The 17711-nt window shown below is 74.3% G+C and carries 15 protein-coding genes; 6 read left to right on the top strand and 9 right to left on the bottom strand.

What is annotated here, in order from left to right:
• Positions 1–79 precede the first annotated feature (79 nt).
• The 3 genes from ABD292_RS24235 to ABD292_RS24225 are packed head-to-tail and all read left to right on the top strand — an operon-like array spanning position 80 to position 2657.
• The gene (locus ABD292_RS24235; protein WP_344210954.1) at positions 80–976 is read left to right on the top strand and encodes a sulfotransferase; all 897 of its coding nucleotides are present in this window, start codon (positions 80–82) and stop codon (positions 974–976) included.
• On the top strand, positions 973–1881 hold the full coding sequence (locus ABD292_RS24230) for a glycosyltransferase family 2 protein (RefSeq protein ID WP_344210952.1): 909 nt from the start codon (positions 973–975) through the stop codon (positions 1879–1881). The genes ABD292_RS24235 and ABD292_RS24230 overlap by 4 nt, the downstream gene beginning before the upstream one ends.
• A complete protein-coding gene (locus tag ABD292_RS24225) occupies positions 1878–2657 on the top strand; it encodes a WecB/TagA/CpsF family glycosyltransferase (protein ID WP_344210950.1) in 780 nt (259 codons plus the stop codon). The genes ABD292_RS24230 and ABD292_RS24225 overlap by 4 nt, the downstream gene beginning before the upstream one ends.
• On the opposite strand, the gene ABD292_RS24220 is transcribed toward ABD292_RS24225, so the two are convergent.
• The 6 genes from ABD292_RS24220 to ABD292_RS24195 are packed head-to-tail and all read right to left on the bottom strand — an operon-like array spanning position 2647 to position 9331.
• Complete coding sequence (locus tag ABD292_RS24220; RefSeq protein WP_344210948.1) at positions 2647–3531, bottom strand: sulfotransferase; 885 nt, start codon at positions 3529–3531, stop codon at positions 2647–2649. The genes ABD292_RS24225 and ABD292_RS24220 overlap by 11 nt on opposite strands.
• Positions 3528–4820: a lipopolysaccharide biosynthesis protein gene (locus tag ABD292_RS24215; protein WP_344210946.1), complete on the bottom strand. Its 1293-nt coding sequence runs from the start codon at positions 4818–4820 to the stop codon at positions 3528–3530. Before ABD292_RS24215 ends, ABD292_RS24220 begins: the two co-directional genes overlap by 4 nt.
• Complete coding sequence (locus tag ABD292_RS24210; RefSeq protein WP_344210944.1) at positions 4808–5662, bottom strand: sulfotransferase domain-containing protein; 855 nt, start codon at positions 5660–5662, stop codon at positions 4808–4810. The genes ABD292_RS24215 and ABD292_RS24210 overlap by 13 nt, the downstream gene beginning before the upstream one ends.
• Positions 5659–6609, bottom strand: a complete 951-nt coding sequence (locus tag ABD292_RS24205; RefSeq protein WP_344210942.1) for a hypothetical protein — start codon at positions 6607–6609, stop codon at positions 5659–5661. The genes ABD292_RS24210 and ABD292_RS24205 overlap by 4 nt, the downstream gene beginning before the upstream one ends.
• Positions 6606–7886, bottom strand: coding sequence for a hypothetical protein (locus tag ABD292_RS24200; protein ID WP_344210940.1), 1281 nt, complete (start codon positions 7884–7886; stop codon positions 6606–6608). The genes ABD292_RS24205 and ABD292_RS24200 overlap by 4 nt, the downstream gene beginning before the upstream one ends.
• Positions 7883–9331 (bottom strand): GumC domain-containing protein, encoded by a 1449-nt coding sequence (locus ABD292_RS24195; RefSeq protein ID WP_344210938.1) that lies wholly within the window; start codon positions 9329–9331, stop codon positions 7883–7885. Before ABD292_RS24195 ends, ABD292_RS24200 begins: the two co-directional genes overlap by 4 nt.
• Before the next feature lie 297 nt (positions 9332–9628).
• Here ABD292_RS24195 and ABD292_RS24190 point away from each other — a divergent pair, with 297 nt between their 5' ends.
• Positions 9629–10762: a glycoside hydrolase family 26 protein gene (locus ABD292_RS24190; RefSeq protein ID WP_344210936.1), complete on the top strand. Its 1134-nt coding sequence runs from the start codon at positions 9629–9631 to the stop codon at positions 10760–10762.
• On the opposite strand, the gene ABD292_RS24185 is transcribed toward ABD292_RS24190, so the two are convergent.
• From ABD292_RS24185 to ABD292_RS24175, 3 genes are all read right to left on the bottom strand, one after another.
• Positions 10759–11643: a sulfite exporter TauE/SafE family protein gene (locus tag ABD292_RS24185; RefSeq protein WP_344210934.1), complete on the bottom strand. Its 885-nt coding sequence runs from the start codon at positions 11641–11643 to the stop codon at positions 10759–10761. The two genes, ABD292_RS24190 and ABD292_RS24185, sit on opposite strands and share 4 nt — an antisense overlap.
• Positions 11640–12854: an adenylyl-sulfate kinase gene (gene cysC / locus ABD292_RS24180; protein WP_344210932.1), complete on the bottom strand. Its 1215-nt coding sequence runs from the start codon at positions 12852–12854 to the stop codon at positions 11640–11642. Before cysC ends, ABD292_RS24185 begins: the two co-directional genes overlap by 4 nt.
• 70 nt (positions 12855–12924) lie before the next feature.
• Positions 12925–13644, bottom strand: a complete 720-nt coding sequence (locus ABD292_RS24175; RefSeq protein WP_344210930.1) for a class I SAM-dependent methyltransferase — start codon at positions 13642–13644, stop codon at positions 12925–12927.
• Between the two features lie 62 nt (positions 13645–13706).
• On the opposite strand from ABD292_RS24175, the gene ABD292_RS24170 reads away from it, so the two are divergent.
• Together ABD292_RS24170 and mfd are read left to right on the top strand one after the other, a co-directional pair.
• Positions 13707–14069, top strand: coding sequence for a cupin domain-containing protein (locus ABD292_RS24170; protein ID WP_344210928.1), 363 nt, complete (start codon positions 13707–13709; stop codon positions 14067–14069).
• Between the two features lie 132 nt (positions 14070–14201).
• Positions 14202–17690, top strand: a complete 3489-nt coding sequence (gene mfd, locus ABD292_RS24165) for a transcription-repair coupling factor (protein ID WP_344210926.1) — start codon at positions 14202–14204, stop codon at positions 17688–17690.
• The last annotated feature ends 21 nt before the right edge of the window (positions 17691–17711 follow it).

Raw genomic sequence — 17711 nt, 5'->3', positions numbered from 1 at the left:
TTACCCCTAGCGATAGGGTCGCCGCAGGCCGCGCTCAGAGTCCACGCTGAGCGCGATGTTCTGATGCGAGGCCACTCCGTTGACCGATCACGAGCACGCCACCCAGGTGATCTACCTCGGTGGTCTGGGACGCAGCGGCACCACGCTGCTCGAACGGCTCCTCGGGGAGCTGCCCGGCGTGATCGCCCTCGGCGAGGTCGTGCATCTGTGGGAAAGGGGAGTGCTCGCGGGCCAGCCCTGCGGGTGCGGGGCGCCCTTTCCCGCCTGTCCCTTCTGGCGGCAGGTGGGGGAGCGCGCCTTCGGAGGATGGTCGGCCCGGCTGGCGGAGCGGGTGCTCACGCTGCGCCGGCGGGTCGATCGCACCCGTCGCGTCCCGCGCATCGCCCATCCCGACCTCGGCGACTACGTCGAGATCTACCGCAGTCTCTACGCCGCCACCGGAGCCCGGGTGGTCGTCGACTCCAGCAAGCACGCCTCCCTGGCCTGCTGCCTGGTGAGCGGCGGCGTCGACGTCCGGATCGTCCACGTGGTGCGCGATCCGCGCGCCGTCGCCCACTCCTGGGGCCGCACGGTCGAGCGGCCCGAGGACGGCCTGCCGATGACCCGGTGGGGGCCCGCCCGCACCGCCGTGCACTGGACGGCCCAGAACGCCGCGCTGGAGCTGCTCGCACGGCGCGGCGTCCCGGTCACCACCGTCCGCTACGAGGACTTCCTGGCCGCTCCGGGGCCCGCGCTCGGCGCGCTCGGGCACGAGCTGGGGCTCGGAGCCGTCGAGCCGTCGTTCATCGACGGGCGCACCGCCTGGCTCGGGCTGTCCCACACCGTCTCGGGCAACCCCATGCGCTTCCAGGTCGGGCGCGTCGAGCTGCGGCGCGACGACTCGTGGGCGACCGCCATGGCCGGGGGCGACCGGCGCGTGGTCAGCCTGCTCACCTGGCCGCTCCGCCTGCGCTACGGCTACCGGGGGGCCGCGTGAGGTCCGTCGGCGTGGTCGTGCCCACCCGCGGCGACCGGCCCGTCCTGCTGCGCCAGGCCGTCGAGAGCGTGCTGGGCCAGGCGCACTGGGGCACGCTGACGGTGGCCGTCGTGGTGGACGGCGATGCCCCCGTGGCCGAGGTCGCCGCGGGGCTCGCCGGGCTGGGCGACGGCGCGCGGCGGCGGGTGCTGGTGATCCCCAACACGCGCACGCCCGGCCTGCCCGGCGCCCGCAACACCGGCCTCGACGCCCTCGACGCCGACCTGGCCGCCTTCTGCGACGACGACGACCTGTGGCTGCCGGGCAAGCTCGCCGCCCAGCTCCGCGCGCTGCGCCGCGGCGGGGGCGAGTTCGCGAGCTGCGGCATCGAGGTCGAGCACGGCTCCCACCGGGTGCCGCGGCTCGCGGGCACGTCCACCGTGCGCGCCGCCGACCTCGTACGCTCCCGCATGGTCATGGTCCACTCCTCGACGTTCCTGTTCGAACGCGGCGCCCCGCGGCCCGACGAGAGCGCGCCCGGCGGCCAGAACGAAGACTGGGACCTCGCCCTGCGCGCCGCCAAGCGCCACCCGATCGCCTACGTCGACCGGCCGCTCGTCCGGGTCCGCTGGGGCTCCTCCCACTACTCCGCCCGCTGGGCGGACCGCATCGCCGGCCTCGACTGGATGCTCGCCCGGCACCCCGAGCTGGCCGTGGACCCGCGCGGCGCGGCCCGGGTCTACGGGCAGCTCGCCTTCGGGCACGCCGCGCTGGGCCACCGGCGCGCGGCCCTGCGCTGGGCCGCCCGCGCCCTCGCCTCCCGTCCCGCCGAGCCGCGCGCGCCGATCGCGCTCGCGGTGGCGGCCGGGCTGGTCTCCGCGCCGGCGGTGCTGTCCCGGCTGCACGACCGGGGGCACGGCATATGACGCTGCTCGTGACCGCCGAGCGCGTCCGGGTCGGCGGGCTGGGGCTGGACCCGGTGCGCGAGGACGACGTCGTCGAGCGGGTGGCGGCCGGGCTGGCCGCCGGGCGGGGCGGCCGGATCGTCACCCCCAACGTGGACATCTGCCGCCTCGCCGCCGCCGATCCCGAGCTCGGGCGGCTCGTGGCCTCGGCCGACCTCGTGGTGGCCGACGGGATGCCGCTGGTCTGGACGGCGCGGCTGCTGGGCACGCCGCTGCCGGAGCGGGTCGCGGGCGCCGACCTGCTGCGCGCGCTCAGCGCGCGGGCCGCCCGCCACGGATGGCCGGTCTACCTGCTCGGCGGCCCGCACGGCGCTCCCGAGCGGGCCGCCCGTGAGCTCGTCAGGGCCTTCCCCGGGCTGCGGATCTGCGGCGCGCACGCGCCCGCGCACGGCTTCGACTCCTGTCGTGAGCAGCGGGCCGCCGTGCGGCGCAGGGTCGCGACGGCCCGTCCTCGGCTGGTCTTCGTCGGCCTCGGCTTCCCCCGGCAGGACCTCCTCATCGCCGAGCTGCGGCGCGACCTGCCGCAGGCGTGGTTCCTGGGATGCGGGGCGGCGCTCGCGTTCGCGGCCGGCATGGTGCCGAGGGCGCCGTGGTGGATGCGGCGGGCGGGCCTGGAGTGGGCGTTCCGCCTCGCCACCGAGCCGGGCCGGCTGGCCCGCCGTTATCTCATCGACGACCTGCCGTTCGCGGTCCGGCTGCTCGGCCGCAGTCTGGCCGCACGCCTGATCAGGCGGTGAGTGCGCGGACTCGGGCGGCGTCCTCCTGGCTGAGGCCACGGGTGGCGGTGGCGAGCGCCTGGCGGGAGTCCATGCGGCGGTAGGCCGTACGCGACAGGCCGGACCAGCGGAACGCGCCGCCCGCCGACGACGGGCCGGTGCAGGCGCGGTGGATGCGGCGGGCGGCGGCCGGCGTCCAGGGCAGGCCGGCGTGGTCGTACAGCTCGCGGAAGCCCGTGAGGGGGTCGGCGGCCAGGGACTCGTAGGGGGCGACGAGGATGCCGGGCGTGCCGGCCAGGATCGTCCGGGTGACCCGCCAGAGGGCGGCGATCGCGGCGAGGCGGTCGGTCGCGGGGTCGAGGGCGGCGAGCTCGGGGTGGTCGCGGACGAGCAGCGGCTGGTCCAGCAGGTCGCGGAGGTCGGCGCGCCAGCCGAGCCGCTGCCAGCTCGCCACGAACGACACCGGCTCGCGCACCAGCGCGATCACCCGGCAGCCCAGCCGCCGGGCGAACCAGCCCGCGCTCAGCACCGCGAACGGGTCGTCGAGCAGCGCGCGGCGTCCGGTCAACCGGCCGCAGGCGAAGGCGGTGCCGTAGCGGAGCAGGCGGGCCAGGTCGTACGGGCGGTGGTTCGCGCGCAGCTCGGCCCCCCAGCGGTAGCGCAGCGCGACCGTGTCGCGGAAGGCGGGCAGCCACACCTCGTCGTTGTCGTCGCAGATGTACTGGAACCGGTGGGTGACCTCGGCGGCCAGCACGCCGGGGCAGCGGCCGGGCGGGTGCTGGGGGTTGAGCGGCTCGTTGACGTAGACCAGCCCGCCGCCGGCCGCCAGCATCTTGCCCGCCCAGCTCGTGCCGCTCCTGGGCAGCCCGGTCACCAGCACGGGTGCGGCGCTCATGCGGCGGCCCAGGTACGCAGGCGCAGCGCCGCCGGCGTGTGCCGGCCGAATGGGCGCAGCCCGTAACGCCGGTGGAGCTGCCACAGCGGCAGCAGGTTCTTCACCAGCACCCCGCCCGACCATCCGGCCACGGCGCCGAGCGCCCCGTGCGCGGGCACCAGCGCCAGGTCCAGGACCAGCGTGCAGGCGACGGCCGCCAGCAGGTTGAGCAGGCTCATGCCGGTGTGCCCGGCGGCGGTGAGCACGACGTCCACCATCCCGCAGGCCGTGGCCACCATCATGGTGCCCGCGAGCACCAGCGCGACCGGGGCCGCCGTGCCGTACGCGGGCCCGAACACCGAGAGCAGCCACGGGGCCAGCGCCGCGTACGCCAGCCACACCGGCCAGGTCAGCAGCACCAGCCAGACGGTCGCCGTCTGGTAGAGCTCCCTGGCCCGTGCCAGCTCGCCCCGCGCCAGCGCGCTCACCAGCCGGGCCTGCACGGCCTGGGTCAGCCCCTGGTTCGCGAGCTGGCCCACGACCTTGAACCGGGTGGCGGCGGTGTAGACGGCGGCCTGCGCGGGCCCGGCGAGCAGCGCGACGACCACGACGTCCAGCCGCTGGAAGACGGCCTGGATCGCGCCCGCGAAGGACCGGGGAGCGGTGTAGCGCCACAGCTCACGCCCCGCCCCGGGCAGGCCGGGGCCGTTCGGCGTCCGCCTCCGCACCGCGACGGCCGCGAGGACCAGCACCGGCACGTACGGGAGCGCCCACGCGAGCGGCAGCCACTCCGGCCGCCCGGCGAGGGCCACGGCGGCGACCAGCGTGAGCTGCGCGGCGGGCAGTGCCATGCCGTCCAGGAGCACGGTGGGCCGCAGCGAGCCGGAGCCGCGGGTGGCGGCCAGGAGCACGTCGCCGAGCACGACGACCGGCACGATCGCCGCCACCGGCCCCACGCGCGGCCACAGCAGCGCGGCGGCCACGGCGGCCGCCACCGCGCACGGAACGATCGCCGCCCGGATAAATCCGGAAATGTCGTGATGTCCGGCCGCCTTCGCGCGGGCGATGAAGAACACCAGCCCGTTCCCCGCGTCCAGCTTCGCGACGCCGGCCGCCATGAGCACCACGGCGGTGGCCGCGAAGAACGCCCCGGCCTCGGCCGCGTTCACCGCCCGGGTCACCACCACGACCAGCGCGAACTGCGCCGCCGCCGACACCCCGGCCGCCGCCAGCCCCGCCGCCCCTCCGCGCGCCACGCCGCCGCGCCGCCGCAGCCCCGCGACCAGGCGGGCCGGGGTCACCGCCGCCACGACGGCTCCGCGCCCAGCCAGCGCGTCAGCCGGGCGTCGTACGGCTCGAAGTGGTCGCGCAGCGCCCGCCCCAGCCCGCCGGGCAGCGGGTGCGGCCGGGGACGCCCGTTGTGGCGCTCGAACTCCGGATAACCCAGGTGCGGCGCCCCCAGGAACTCCAGCACCCGGTCGTAGACGTGCTCGGGCTGCTCGAAGAACAGGTGGCTGTCCAGCACGAGGATGCGGTCCTGGCCGAACAGCGGCTCCAGCCGGTCGAGCTGGTCGGCGTACCGGCCGCGGGCGAGGTAGGCGTGGTGGCGGTGGGAGTGGTGCCGGGCGTGCGGCGAGGCGCGCAGCAGCTCCTCGGCCCCGTCGAGCCGGGTGGTCTCCAGCTCGACGGCGCGCTCGAACCGCGGCTCCGTCTCGTACCCCCTGGCCAGCTCGTGCGCGTGGGCCGAGCAGGCGCGCTCGACCGGGTCGCGGACGAGCACGACGAGCTTGACCCCGGGCAGGTCGGCGGCGATCCGCTCCCCGGCCAGCGGGTGGAACAGGTAGTAGGGGGACGACTCGAAGGCCAGCGCCCGGCCGCCGTAGCGGTGGGTGAGCAGCGCCGCCCCCGCCCGCAGCGGGAAGTGCGCCTGGTACCAGGCGGGCCCGCGCCAGTAGGCCACGTCGAAGTAGTGCACGCCCTTGTGCAGCACCGGCTTGAGCAGCAGCGGGTGCTGTGCCAGCGCCCGGTAGAGCGACGTCGTGCCGCACCGCTGGCCGCCCGTGATCATGAACGCGGGCAGCAGCCGCGCCCCGGCGGTCAACCGGCCCGCCGCCCGCGACAACGACAGGACCGACCGCTTCACGGTCCTCATAGGAACGACTCCTCGTGGTCGACGGCCGGGTTGAGCCAGGCGTGCGGCGGGCCGAGCGGTTCGTGGCCGTCGGCGGCGTGCCGGTCGGCCAGGGCGATGAGGTAACGCAGGGCGCTCTGCCGGGCCGTGGCCGCCGGCACGCCGAGCGGGGCGAGCTCGCGCGCCGCCCGCGCCACGCAGGCGCGGGCGGCGTCGGGGGGCGGCAGCCGGCGCAGGGCGCGGTGGAAGAAGTGGTGGAGGGCGTCGAAGCCGTAGGGGACGCCGGTCGCGTAGCGCTCCCAGTCCCAGACGAGCAGCCGGCCGCCGGGGGCGGGGCAGACGTTCCAGGGCACGAAGTCCCCGTGCCAGGCGGCCCCGGTGGCATGACCGGCGTCGTGGCGGGCGTCGCGACCGGAGCCATGACCGGCGTCGTGGCCGGTGGCGGCGATCTCCGCGATCGCGGCCAGCAGCAGCGGGCGGGGCGCGCGGCGACGGCGGCGTACGGGCAGCGGCGACACCGCCAGCACCGTGAGGCCGCGCCAGTCGCCGAGGTGCAGCACCTCGGGCGCGACGACCGTGCGCAGGCCGAGCCCGGCGACCCGGCGCAGGGCCGCCGCCTCGGCGGCGACCAGCGCGCGGGTGCGCGCGGTGTCGCCCACCTTCACGTACGCCAGCAGCCGCCCGCCCGAACGGACCTCCAGCACCGGCTTGCGGTTGGCCCGCCGGGCCGGCCGGACGTGCAGGACGGTCTCGACCGGCCGCCCGAAGACCTCGCCCAGATGGGCCGCGATCGACCCCTCGCCGGGCACCATGACCGGCGACCCGACGTGCCACCAGCGCCGCGGCGCCAGCCGGCGGGGCACGGCGGCGTGCGGCAGCAGGGTGTAGGCCCGCGGCGACCCCGGCCCTGGATAGAGCAGCCGGACGGTGTCGGCCAGGTAGCCGAGACGGACGGCGGCGTCGTTCATGCGGGACCTCGGCGGGTGTTGCGCCACAGGAGGGCGAAGGAGATGAGGTAGAGGATGAGCGGGGTGACCAGGCCGTCGTAGACGAACATGTAGAGCAGCACGAGGCCCATCACCAGCACCCCGCCCAGCCCGACGGGGCTGCGGTCGGCCCAGTAGTGGCGGATCGCGCCCACGAAGAAGGCCACGTAGAGCGCGGCGCCGGTGAGCCCCTGCGTCATCAGCAGCAGCCAGAGCTGGCCGTCGCTGCCGAGCGGCGGATGGCCGCAGCCCGGGCACCACCCGGTGCGGCCGGTGGTGACGGTGCGGCCGTTGCCCGTGGCGTTGCGGGTGTTGCCGTAGCCGATCACCGGCGAGTGGGCGGCGGCGGCGAGCGTGGCGGTGACGGTGAAGGCCCTGATGTCGTTGGAGTGCGGCCGGTCGAGCCGCTGCGCGACCAGCGGGGCCAGCGGGCTGAGCGCGAACGCCAGCGCCGCCGCGGCCACCGCCCCGCACAGCGCGAGCCTGGTGCGCCCGCCGACCCGGACGATCAGGTAGACGACGGCCAGACCGAGCCCGATCCACAGGCCCCGGTTGAGCGAGTAGACGACGGGGACCGCGGCCAGGGCGGCCAGTACGGCGAGCAGGACCCGCTGCCGCCGGCTCCCGTGCGCCCACCACCCGACCACCGCCCAGACCAGCAGCACCGACACGTTGCTGCCCCAGGCGTTGGCCCACTCGAAGGGCGCCTCGGGGCGCGGCATGGCGTAGCCGAGCACCTTCTGGGTCTGCGCGGCGGTCGGGTGGATGAGGTTCTGGACGAAGGCGTTGCCGCTCAGCCAGTCGGGCAGCAGCAGCTCCACGGGCGAGGTGAACGCGAAGCCCGGCACCAGCACGCCGAGCAGCCCGCCGGCCACCGTCGTGGCGAACAGCACCCCCAGCATGCGTACGAGCCGGAGCTGCGGCAGCTCCCGCTCGGTCAGGTTGCCCAGGTAGAGCACCATGATCAGGACACTGACGTAGAGCGCGAGCCGCATCGTCCAGCCGATGAGCCGGCCGGGGCCGAGCTCGCCGTAGGTGCCGGGCGGCGACTCGGCCAGCATCAGCGCGCTCACGAGGTAGCCGGCCAGCAGCAGCATCCACAGCCAGAACCCGGGCGGCACCTGGATCGGCCTGCGCCGCCAGAGCAGCACCGCCATGGGCCAGGCCAGGACGATCACCGACAGGCCGCCGAACCCGAGCGCCCACCAGAGCGGGTAGCCGACCAGCAGCGCCGCGATCGGCCAGGCGGCGCGGCTCACGGCGGTCCCGGCCTGGACCTGCGCAGCGGCGGCATGTGCGGCAGGGGGGTCGTCTCGGCGGACGTGTTGATGCCCAGCTCGGCGGAGGTCGCCGTGGGGAACTCGCCGGTGGCCACCAGCTTGCCGAGCGGCGTGTGCGGGCGCGGCTCCAGCAGCGGCACGAACGTGGGCACCACGTCCGTGACGGCGACCACGCCGATGATCGGGACGTCGTGCCGGCCGAGCCGGCGGGCGGCGGCGGTGACCTCGGGGGCGGTGACGCGGCCGAGGCCGACGAGCAGCAGGGCGGCGTCGGCCCGCGCGAGGTCGCGTACGTCGGTGCCGTCGAGCACGGTGAGCGGGGCGCTGACGGCGAGCGGCTCGACGGGCGAGGAGGAGCGGAGGTCGGCGGGCAGGGCGCAGACCAGCAGCCGCTTGCCCGGGCAGGCGGCGACGACGGCGCAGGCCAGCTCGTGCAGCACGCCGGGCTCGACGGCGTAGGACCGCTCGTGCAGGAGGCCGGGCTCGGCGGCGTAGGACCGCTCGTGCAGGACGCCGGGTTCGGCGGCGTAGGACCGCTCGTGCAGGAGGCCGGGCTCGGTGACGCAGGACAGGTCGGCCAGCACCGGCAGGCCGGTCAGCCGCTCGATGTCGGCGGCCTGGCGCAGCCGGATGTCGAGCCGGTCGCGGATCAGGGCGGCGGCGGCGCCGGTCAGCAGCCCCGCCATCAGGCCGGTGCCGAGGTAGAGCGGCAGGCTGGGCGAGCTGGGCTCGGACGGCGGCACGGCGGGGCTGATGACCGCGCCGGGGGTGACCGCGACCGTGCGGAGTGCGTCGTACTTGAGCGCGAGGCTCGCGGCCTGCCTGTTGAGCACGCTCTGCCGCTGGAGCGCGATGGTGTGGTCGGGCGTGCCTCTGACGAGCAGGGCGAGCCGGCGGATGGTCGCGTCGAGCCCGGCGTTGACCTGCCTGAGCTTGCCCAGCACGGCCTGCTGCTGCTCGGCGAGCGCGGTGAGCGCGCTGTCGCGGCGGTGGGCGAGGTAGGCGTCGGCGTACGCGGTGGACCGGACGGCGGCGGTCTGCGGGTCGGCGGCGGTGACCGCGATGGCGAGGACCGAGGAGTTGGGCGGCACGGTGACCTCGGCGGGCTCCGCCGTGGTGAGGCCGAGCGCCTTGGCGGCCCGGCCGGTGACCACGGCCGACGCGGCGACCTGGGCCTCGGTGTCGAGGTTGAGCGACTCGCGCTGGCGGGCGGTGACCTGGTTGCCGGGCTCCTGGGCGCCGATGGGCATGACCTGCACCTGGGTGACGGCGGTGTAGGCGGACGGCGTGAGCCGCATGAGCCCGAGCCCGGCGGTGCCGCCGACCACGACGCAGCCCACGAGGACCAGCCACTGCCGGCGCAGCAGCGCGAGGTGGTCCGCCAACTCGCCGCGGCGGGCATGGACGTCCGGCGGCTGGGTCATGGGAGCGGCCTCCTGGAGGGGTGTGCGCGTCGTCGCCGCCCGGCGACGCAGCGTCACGGGCCGAGGCGTGCGCCCACTATAGGGCGGACGATCAGCACCGGGCCTGAATCCGCAGAGATTTTTCCGTTACGGCGGCAAAGAAGGGCCTCCATAAAGCGATATTCCCGGAAAATTCGGGCGGCGCTTTACCCGGGACGACCAGCGGATACTCGCCACTCCGGCTGAAGTTCGTGGAATGACATGGCAAGGTTCAGGTGTGACAGGACGGGGGTCCTTCGACCAGGAGGGTGGACAATTTTGCAACTACGGGGAATTACCTCCAGAACGGTCACGGCGTTCGCCGCGATCGTGACGCTCAGCTCCTGCTCCGGCGCGACCGGCACGGCGGGCGCCGCCGGGTCGGCCGCCGGTTCCACAGCCGGCTCCACGACGGCCTCGGCGGCGGAGTCCGGCGACGCGGCCGGCCCCGCCAGACAGGTGACCGGAGCGCCGGCCTGTACGGCCACCGCCCGGCTCATCCCGTCCTGCGGCGCCTGGTGGGGGCTGGCGCCCGAGATCTTCACCGGCGCGCCGGTCGAGCAGGCACTGCGCGGGGCCGAGACCCGCATGGGGGCGGCCGCCGACGTGGTGCACGTCTACCACCGGGGCGGCGAGCTGTTCCCGACCCGGGCCGAGATCGGCCTGGCCCGCGACCCGGCCAGGCCGCGGCTGCTCATGGTCAACTGGAAGCCCGCGCTCGACCACACCTGGGCCGAGGTCGCCCGCGGCGAGATAGACCGCCGCATCGACCGGCTGGCGGCCCACCTGCGCAGCGCCTTCCCCGAGCGGTTCTTCCTCACGCTGCACCACGAGCCGGAGAACGACGTGGACGAGTCGCCGGGCTCGGGGATGCGGGCCGCCGACTACGCGGCGATGTACCGGCACGTCGTGCTGCGGCTGCGCGAGAGGGGCGTCAGGAACGCGGTCTTCGTGATGACGTACATGGGGGCGCCCAACTGGGCGGCCCAGCCGTGGTTCGAGCAGCTCTACCCCGGTGACGACGTGGTCGACTGGGTCGCCATGGACCCCTACGCCGACGACCGGGTGAAGGACTTCGACAGGCTGGTCAACAAGACCCGCGAGGAGGAGGAGTTCGCGCAGTGGCCGGGCTTCTACCGGTGGATGCAGCTCCGTTTCCCTGGCAAGCCGGTGATGGTGGCCGAGTGGGGGGTGTTCGGACGGCCGCGCGACCCCTCGTTCAAGCGCCGGTTCTTCGAGTCGGTGGGGCGGGAGATCAAGCGTTACCCGCAGATCAAGGCGCTGCTGTACTTCGACTCGCCGCAGGCGCCGCGCGGTGACACGACCTTCGACTCCGACCCGGGGGCCGGGCGGGCCTTCACCCGGCTCGCGCGCGACCCCTACTTCCGCTCGACGCCGGTGCCGCGTCCCTAGCGGGCGGCCGGGCTCATGGCCGCGTCCGGCTCGGCTGGCGCGTCCGCCCTGCGCCGCCGCAGCCGCCACCCGACCACGATGACCGCGGTGGCGGCGGCCAGGGCCGCGACGGTGACGACGTTGCTCGCGTCCAGCAGCTTGAGCGCCGAGGCCAGCAGCACGATGGCCAGCAGGGCGCGGATCAGGCCGCCCGGGGCGCGAGAGGAGATCCTGGCGCCGAGGTAGACGCCGGGGAGCGAGCCGATGAGCAGCGAGAGCGTGAGGTGCAGCTGGAAGTCGCCGAACAGCAGGTGGCCGAGCGCGGCGGCGGCGACCAGCGGCACGGCCTGCACCAGGTCGGTGCCGACGAGCTGGTTGGCCTTGAGCGCCGGATAGAGCGCGAGCAGCGCCACGATGATCAGCGATCCGGAGCCGACGGAGGAGATCCCGACGACCAGACCGCCTACCATACCGACCAGTAGGGTAGGGATCGGGCGCACGACGATGTCGTGGGCGCTCGCCGTGCCGCCCCGCCCGCCGAGCAGGGTCTTGACCGCCATGCCCGCCACGGCCAGCAGCAGCGCGACGCCCAGCGCGTACGTCACCGCGTCGCTGACGGCGAACGCGCGGGCCAGGAACACCCCGCAGAACGCCGCCGGCACCGACCCCGCGCACAGCCAGCCCACCAGACGCAGGTTGACCGTGCCCCGGCGCAGGTGCACGAAGCCGCCGACCGGCTTCATCACGGCCGAGGCCACGAGGTCGCTGGAGACCGCGGCGAGCGGCGGCACGTTGAAGAACAACATCATCATCGGCGTCATGAGGGCCCCGCCGCCCATGCCGGTCAGCCCGACCACGATGGCGACGAGAAAGGAACCGCCGACGAGGGCGAGATCGATCAACGTACCCAGCCTCCGGACCGCAGCGTCTCCAGCACACGGGAGACCGCCGCCTCGATCGACAGATGTGTGGTGTCGATGACCAGCTCGGCGTCGTCCGGCTCCTCGTAGGGATCGGAGATGCCGGTGAACTCGGGGATGAGCCCGGCGCGGGCCTTGGCGTACAGGCCCTTGCGGTCGCGCCGCTCGCACTCCTCCAGCGGCGTGGCCACGTGCACGAGCAGGAAGTCCGCGCCGACCGCCTCGACCATGGCCCGCACCTCGGCGCGCGTGGCGGCGTAGGGGGCGATGGGCGCGCAGATGGCCAGGCCGCCGTGCCTGGCGACCTCGGCGGCCACGAAGCCGATGCGGCGGATGTTGAGGTCGCGGTCGGCCTTGGAGAAGGTCAGGCCCTTCGACAGCAGGTGGCGCACCACGTCGCCGTCGAGATAGGTGAGCGCGCGGCCGCCGAGCTCCAGCAGCTCGTCGCGGAGGCCGCGGGCGATGGTCGACTTGCCCGAGCCCGACAGGCCGGTGAAGAAGACGACGAGGCCGCGCCGGTGCGGCGGGCCCGGGATGGTGACCGGGTCGGGGCCGGGGAAGTGCTCGACGGCGCCGTACGCCGCCGCGACGCGCTCGCGCAGCTCCAGGTCGATCTCCGGCTCGGCGCGCGGGGCCAGCGGCACGGAGACCACGAGCGTGCCGGGGGGAAGCTGCTCCTTGGCGCGCAGCGCGGCGCGGACGACGGCCGGGCCGCCCTCGCCGTACGCGAGGGGGAGCAGCATGATCAGCGCGTCCAGCTCCTTGGCGGTGGCAACGATCTCGGAGAGGTCGTCGAGCGGCCCGCGCATGGTGACGGCGAGCGCCGGGCGCCCGCCGAGCTCCTCCCTGACCTGGGCAGGGGTGCGGCGCAGGCGGGCGAAGGGCCCGTGCTCCGGCGCCCCGAGGCCCTTGACCGGGCCCGCGACCAGGCCGTCGGCCTCCCGCTCCGTCACGGTCAGGGTCGCGAGCGGCAGGCCCTCGGGGTCCAGCAGGGTCACCTCGTCGCCGGGGGATACCTCGGCGGGCAGGTGGAGGGTGACCGGCGCGGGCCACGGGGTGCCGTCGGCGAGCGTGCCGCGCTCGTGGACCGCGTGCAGGTCGTCGTGGCCCAGGAACCCCGTCAGCGGCGCGAACGCGCCGGAGAGCAGCAGCTCGAGGTCGGCCAGCTCGTGCGGCTCGGGGGTCCACTCCACGGTTCCTACATCCCAACTAATCCGACTGACTTGGTAGGAAAGGAGTGTACCGACTCATTCAAGCAGGCCGCTAGAGCACCCTGGCGAAGTGATGCTGAGGCTTCCTGATGACCATGGTGATCTCGTCGTGCCCGGCGGGGTAGCGGCCGCTGGTCAGCCGGGAGACCGCGGCGATCGCGGCCCGGCCCAGCCGGCCCGACCGGGCGGGGCCGCTCGCCCGCCGCTCCTCGTCGATGATCATGAGCCCGCGGCTGAGGCAGAACGTGTGCATGCCGTCGGCGGAGGTGAGCGGTTCGTACACGGCGGGCAGCGGCCCCGGCGTGCCCGGCCGCGTCACCGCCCGCCACAGCGCCCGGCGCAGCCACCCCGGCGTGAGGCGGTCCAGCAGCCCGTACGCCGACCCGCGGTCACGCATGCGCAGCAGCACCAGCCCGCCCGGCCGCAGCGCCTGCAGCAGCCGGTCGAGCACCAGCTCGGCGTGCCTGACCCGCTCCAGCAGGAACGAGAGCTGGATCAGGTCGTAGGACCTGGGCGGCAGCGGCACGCCGCGCAGGTCGCCGAGCGACCAGGCCACCAGGTCGGCCCGCTCGTCCAGCACCCTGCGGATCGCCGGATGGTCCTCGTCGACCCCCGTGCACCTGGTCTCGACCCGCTCGGGCGCCAGCGGCTCGTCGTGGACGCACCCTGCGACCAGCACGTCGAGCCGTCTGCCGAGCTGGCCGGTCCAGTGCTCGCGGACCCGCTGATCGAAGAGATCGCCCCGCTGGACGACCGATCGCACCTCAGACATGTGACCTACAGTAGTCATCCGGTCGGTATTGGTAACGCATATCGCTGCTAGCGTCCTGGCCCATGAGCGACCAAATCTACGTCGGCAACGCGGTCGCGGACGGCGCGGCCGACGGCGGCTGGCTGCTCGGCCACTTCAAACCGCCCGGCGACCCGCGGCACAGCGACGAGGTCGAGATCAAGTGGGGCGTCCACCGGCCGGGCGAGGTCCGGGCGCGGTGGGTGCGCGGCGAGACGCGCACCGCGCTGCTCGTGCTCGTCAGCGGGCGCTTCCGGGTGGAGCTGCCCGGCCGCAGCGTGCTGCTGGCCGAGCCGGGCGACTACGTGGTGTGGGGGAGGGGCGTCGACCACTCCTGGCGGGCCGAGGAGCTGTCCACCGTGCTCACCGTGCGCTGGCCCTCGGTGGCCGGTTACCGCGTCGGCTGAGGTCTGGCCGGAGCGGGGAGGTCCGGCGGCGAGTGGAGAGGTCTGGCGGCGAGTAGTCTGGGAAGCACACCCCCGGGACCTGGCATGGCCGGGGGTGATCGTGATGCCGTCGTGGGGCTGTGGGCGTATCTGATGAGTCTTTCCGGACTGCTTGACCTTGTTCGCGCCGACCCGAGGCTGACCGCCGCCCTTGAGGAGGGCGGCGACGTCGCGCTGATCGCGCCGTCCGCGCTCAGGCCGTTCGGGGTGGCCGCGCTGGCCGCGCACGACCAGCGCACCGTGCTCGCGGTCACGGCGACCGGCCGCGAGGCCGAGGACCTCGCCGCGGCGCTGACCAGCCTCGTCGAGCCCGCCTCCGTGGCGGTCTTCCCCGCCTGGGAGACCCTGCCGCACGAGCGCCTGTCGCCACGCAGCGACACCGTGGGGCAGCGGCTGGCCGTGCTGCGCAGGCTCGCCCACCCGGTCAAGGGCGACACCGCCGCCGGGCCGCTCAGCGTGATCGTCACCCCGGTCCGCGCGCTGCTGCAGCCCATCGTCAAGGGCCTCGGCGACCTGGAGCCGATCCGGCTGCGCGCCGGCGACGACGCCGACCTCGACGAGGTCGTGGCCCAGCTCGTCGGCAACGGCTACCACCGGGTCGACATGGTGGAGCGGCGCGGCGAGGTGGCCGTGCGCGGCGGCCTGCTCGACGTCTTCCCGCCCACCGAGGAGCACCCGCTGCGGCTGGAGTTCTGGGGCGACACCGTCGAGGAGATCCGCTGGTTCAAGGTGGCCGACCAGCGCTCGCTGGAGGCGGCCGAGGACGGCCTGTTCGCGCCGCCCTGCCGTGAGCTGCTGCTGACCGACGACGTACGCCGCCGCGCCCGCGAGCTGGCCGAGGAGCACCCCGCGCTGGCCGAGGTGCTCGACCAGCTCGCCGAGGGCACCCCGGTGGAGGGCATGGAGGCGTTCGCGCCGGCCCTGGCGGGGGAGATGGACCTGCTGCTCGACCACCTGCCGGTGCGTTCCGCGGTGTTCGTCTGCGACCCCGAGCGGATCAGGGGGCGGGCCGAGGAGCTCGTACGCACCTCGCAGGAGTTCCTGGAGGCGTCCTGGATCAACGCGGCGGCCGGCGGTGAGGCGCCCATCGACCTCGACGCGGCCGCGTTCCGCACGCTGGAGGAGATCCGTCAGCACGCCGACGTGCTCGGGCAGCCGTGGTGGACGATGGCGCCGTTCGGCAACGGCGTCGAGCTCGACGCCCACGACAGCGAGGCCTACCGCGGCGACACCGCGAAGGCGCTGGCCGACATCAAGGGCTGGCTGGCGGAGGAGAAGGCGGTCGTGCTGCTCAGCGAGGGCCACGGCCCGGCCGAGCGCATGGTCGAGCTGCTCAAGGGCGTGGACGTGCCCGCCCGGCTGCGCCCCTACCTCGACAAGGCGCCCGAGCCCAAGGTCGTGCACGTCAGCACCGGCCTGATCGAGCACGGCTTCGTCACGCCGTCGCTGGCCGTGCTCACCCATCTCGACCTGGTGGGCCAGAAGGCGTCCACCAAGGACATGCGCAGGCTGCCCTCGCGCCGCCGCAACATGGTCGACCCGCTGCAGCTCAAGCTGGGCGACCACGTCGTGCACGAGCAGCACGGCGTCGGCCGCTACGTCGAGATGGTGCAGCGCACGGTGCAGGGCGCGACCCGCGAATACCTCGTCATCGAGTACGCCAAGGGCGACCGCCTCTACGTCCCCACCGACCAGCTCGACGAGGTCACCCGCTACGTCGGCGGCGAGGCGCCCACGCTCAACCGCATGGGCGGCGCCGACTGGGCCAAGGCCAAGTCGCGGGCGAAGAAGGCGGTCAAGGAGATCGCCGGCGAGCTGATCAGGCTCTACTCCGCCCGCATGGCCTCGCCCGGCCACGCCTTCGGCACCGACACGCCCTGGCAGCGCGAGATGGAGGACGCTTTCCCCTACGCCGAGACCGGCGACCAGCTCGCCGCCATCGACGAGGTCAAGCGCGACATGGAGCGCGGCGTCCCGATGGACCGGCTGATCTGCGGCGACGTCGGCTACGGCAAGACCGAGATCGCGGTGCGGGCGGCGTTCAAGGCGGTCCAGGACGGCAAGCAGGTCGCGGTGCTGGTGCCGACCACGCTGCTGGTGCAGCAGCACATGTCCACCTTCGCCGAGCGGTTCTCCAGCTTCCCCGTCACGGTCAAGCCGATCTCCCGCTTCCAGACCGACGGCGAGGTCAAGGCCACCCTCGACGGCCTGCGCACGGGCGCGGTCGACGTCGTGATCGGCACCCACCGGCTGCTCAGCCCCGAGGTGCGCTTCAAGGACCTGGGCCTGATCATCATCGACGAGGAGCAGCGCTTCGGCGTCGAGCACAAGGAGGCCATGAAGCACCTGCGCACGCAGGTGGACGTGCTCGCCATGTCGGCCACGCCGATCCCGCGCACGTTGGAGATGGGCCTCACCGGCATCCGCGAGATGTCGACCATCCTCACGCCGCCGGAGGAGCGGCATCCGATCCTCACGTTCGTGGGGCCGTACGAGGAGAAGCAGATCGCCGCGGCCGTGCGGCGCGAGCTGATGCGCGACGGCCAGGTGTTCTTCGTCCACAACCGGGTCGCCTCGATCAACCGGGTGGCGACCCGGCTGCGCGAGCTGGTGCCCGAGGCGCGCATCGCGGTCGCCCACGGCCAGATGAACGAGAACCAGCTCGAAAAGATCATGGTGGGCTTCTGGGAACGCGAGTACGACGTGCTCGTCTCCACCACGATCGTCGAGTCCGGGCTCGACGTGCCCAACGCCAACACCCTCATCGTCGACCGGGCCGACAACTACGGCCTGTCCCAGCTCCACCAGCTCCGCGGCCGGGTCGGGCGGGGCCGCGAGCGCGGCTACGCCTACTTCCTCTATCCGCCGGAGAAGCCGCTCACCGAGACCGCGCACGAGCGCCTGGCCACCATCTCGCAGCACACGGAGATGGGCGCCGGCATGTACGTCGCGATGAAGGACCTGGAGATCCGCGGCGCGGGCAACGTGCTCGGCGCCGAGCAGTCCGGTTTCATCGCCGGCGTCGGCTTCGACCTCTACGTCCGCCTGATGGCCGAGGCCGTGCAGGAGCAGAAGGCCAAGCTCGACGGCGGCGAGGCGCGCGAGGAGACGCCGGACGTCAAGGTCGAGCTGCCGATCAACGCCCACATCCCGCACGACTACGTCACCTCGGAGCGGCTGCGGCTGGAGGCGTACAAACGGATCGCCGGCATCGCCGAGGAGAGCCACATCGCCGAGGTGCGCGAGGAGCTGACCGACCGCTACGGCAAGCCGCCGGTGGAGGTGGACAACCTCCTGGAGGTGGCCGCGTTCCGGATCAAGGCGCGCAGGGCGGGGCTCACCGACGTCACGCTGCAGGGCCAGAACATCAAGTTCGGCCCGGCGCGGCTGCGCGAGTCGCAGCAGGTCCGGCTCGACCGGCTCTACAAGAAGGCGGTCTACAAGCAGGCCGCGGAGACGCTGCTGGTGCCGATCCCCAAGACCAAGCCGCTCGGCGGGCAGCCTCTGCGCGACCTCGACCTGCTCAAATGGTGCGGGGACCTGGTCGAGGCGCTGTTCCTCGAGCCCGCACGGGTAAGCTAGCGGCGGTTTTTCGGTCGGAAA

The sequence above is a fragment of the Nonomuraea bangladeshensis genome, from assembly GCF_039529455.1.
GTDB classification, from domain to species: Bacteria; Actinomycetota; Actinomycetes; order Streptosporangiales; family Streptosporangiaceae; genus Nonomuraea; species Nonomuraea bangladeshensis.
This window is presented reverse-complemented; position numbering and strand designations above follow the sequence as displayed.

Excerpts from the sequence above, each read along its gene's own strand:
- ABD292_RS24225 (WP_344210950.1), top strand. The coding sequence starts at position 1,878 with ATGACGCTGCTCGTGACCGCCGAGCGCGTCCGGGTCGGCGGGCTGGGG.
- ABD292_RS24220 (WP_344210948.1), bottom strand. The coding sequence starts at position 3,531 with ATGAGCGCCGCACCCGTGCTGGTGACCGGGCTGCCCAGGAGCGGCACG.
- ABD292_RS24210 (WP_344210944.1), bottom strand. The coding sequence starts at position 5,662 with ATGAGGACCGTGAAGCGGTCGGTCCTGTCGTTGTCGCGGGCGGCGGGC.
- ABD292_RS24205 (WP_344210942.1), bottom strand. The coding sequence starts at position 6,609 with ATGAACGACGCCGCCGTCCGTCTCGGCTACCTGGCCGACACCGTCCGG.
- ABD292_RS24195 (WP_344210938.1), bottom strand. The coding sequence starts at position 9,331 with ATGACCCAGCCGCCGGACGTCCATGCCCGCCGCGGCGAGTTGGCGGAC.
- ABD292_RS24175 (WP_344210930.1), bottom strand. The coding sequence starts at position 13,644 with ATGTCTGAGGTGCGATCGGTCGTCCAGCGGGGCGATCTCTTCGATCAG.
- ABD292_RS24170 (WP_344210928.1), top strand. The coding sequence starts at position 13,707 with ATGAGCGACCAAATCTACGTCGGCAACGCGGTCGCGGACGGCGCGGCC.
- mfd (WP_344210926.1), top strand. The coding sequence starts at position 14,202 with ATGAGTCTTTCCGGACTGCTTGACCTTGTTCGCGCCGACCCGAGGCTG.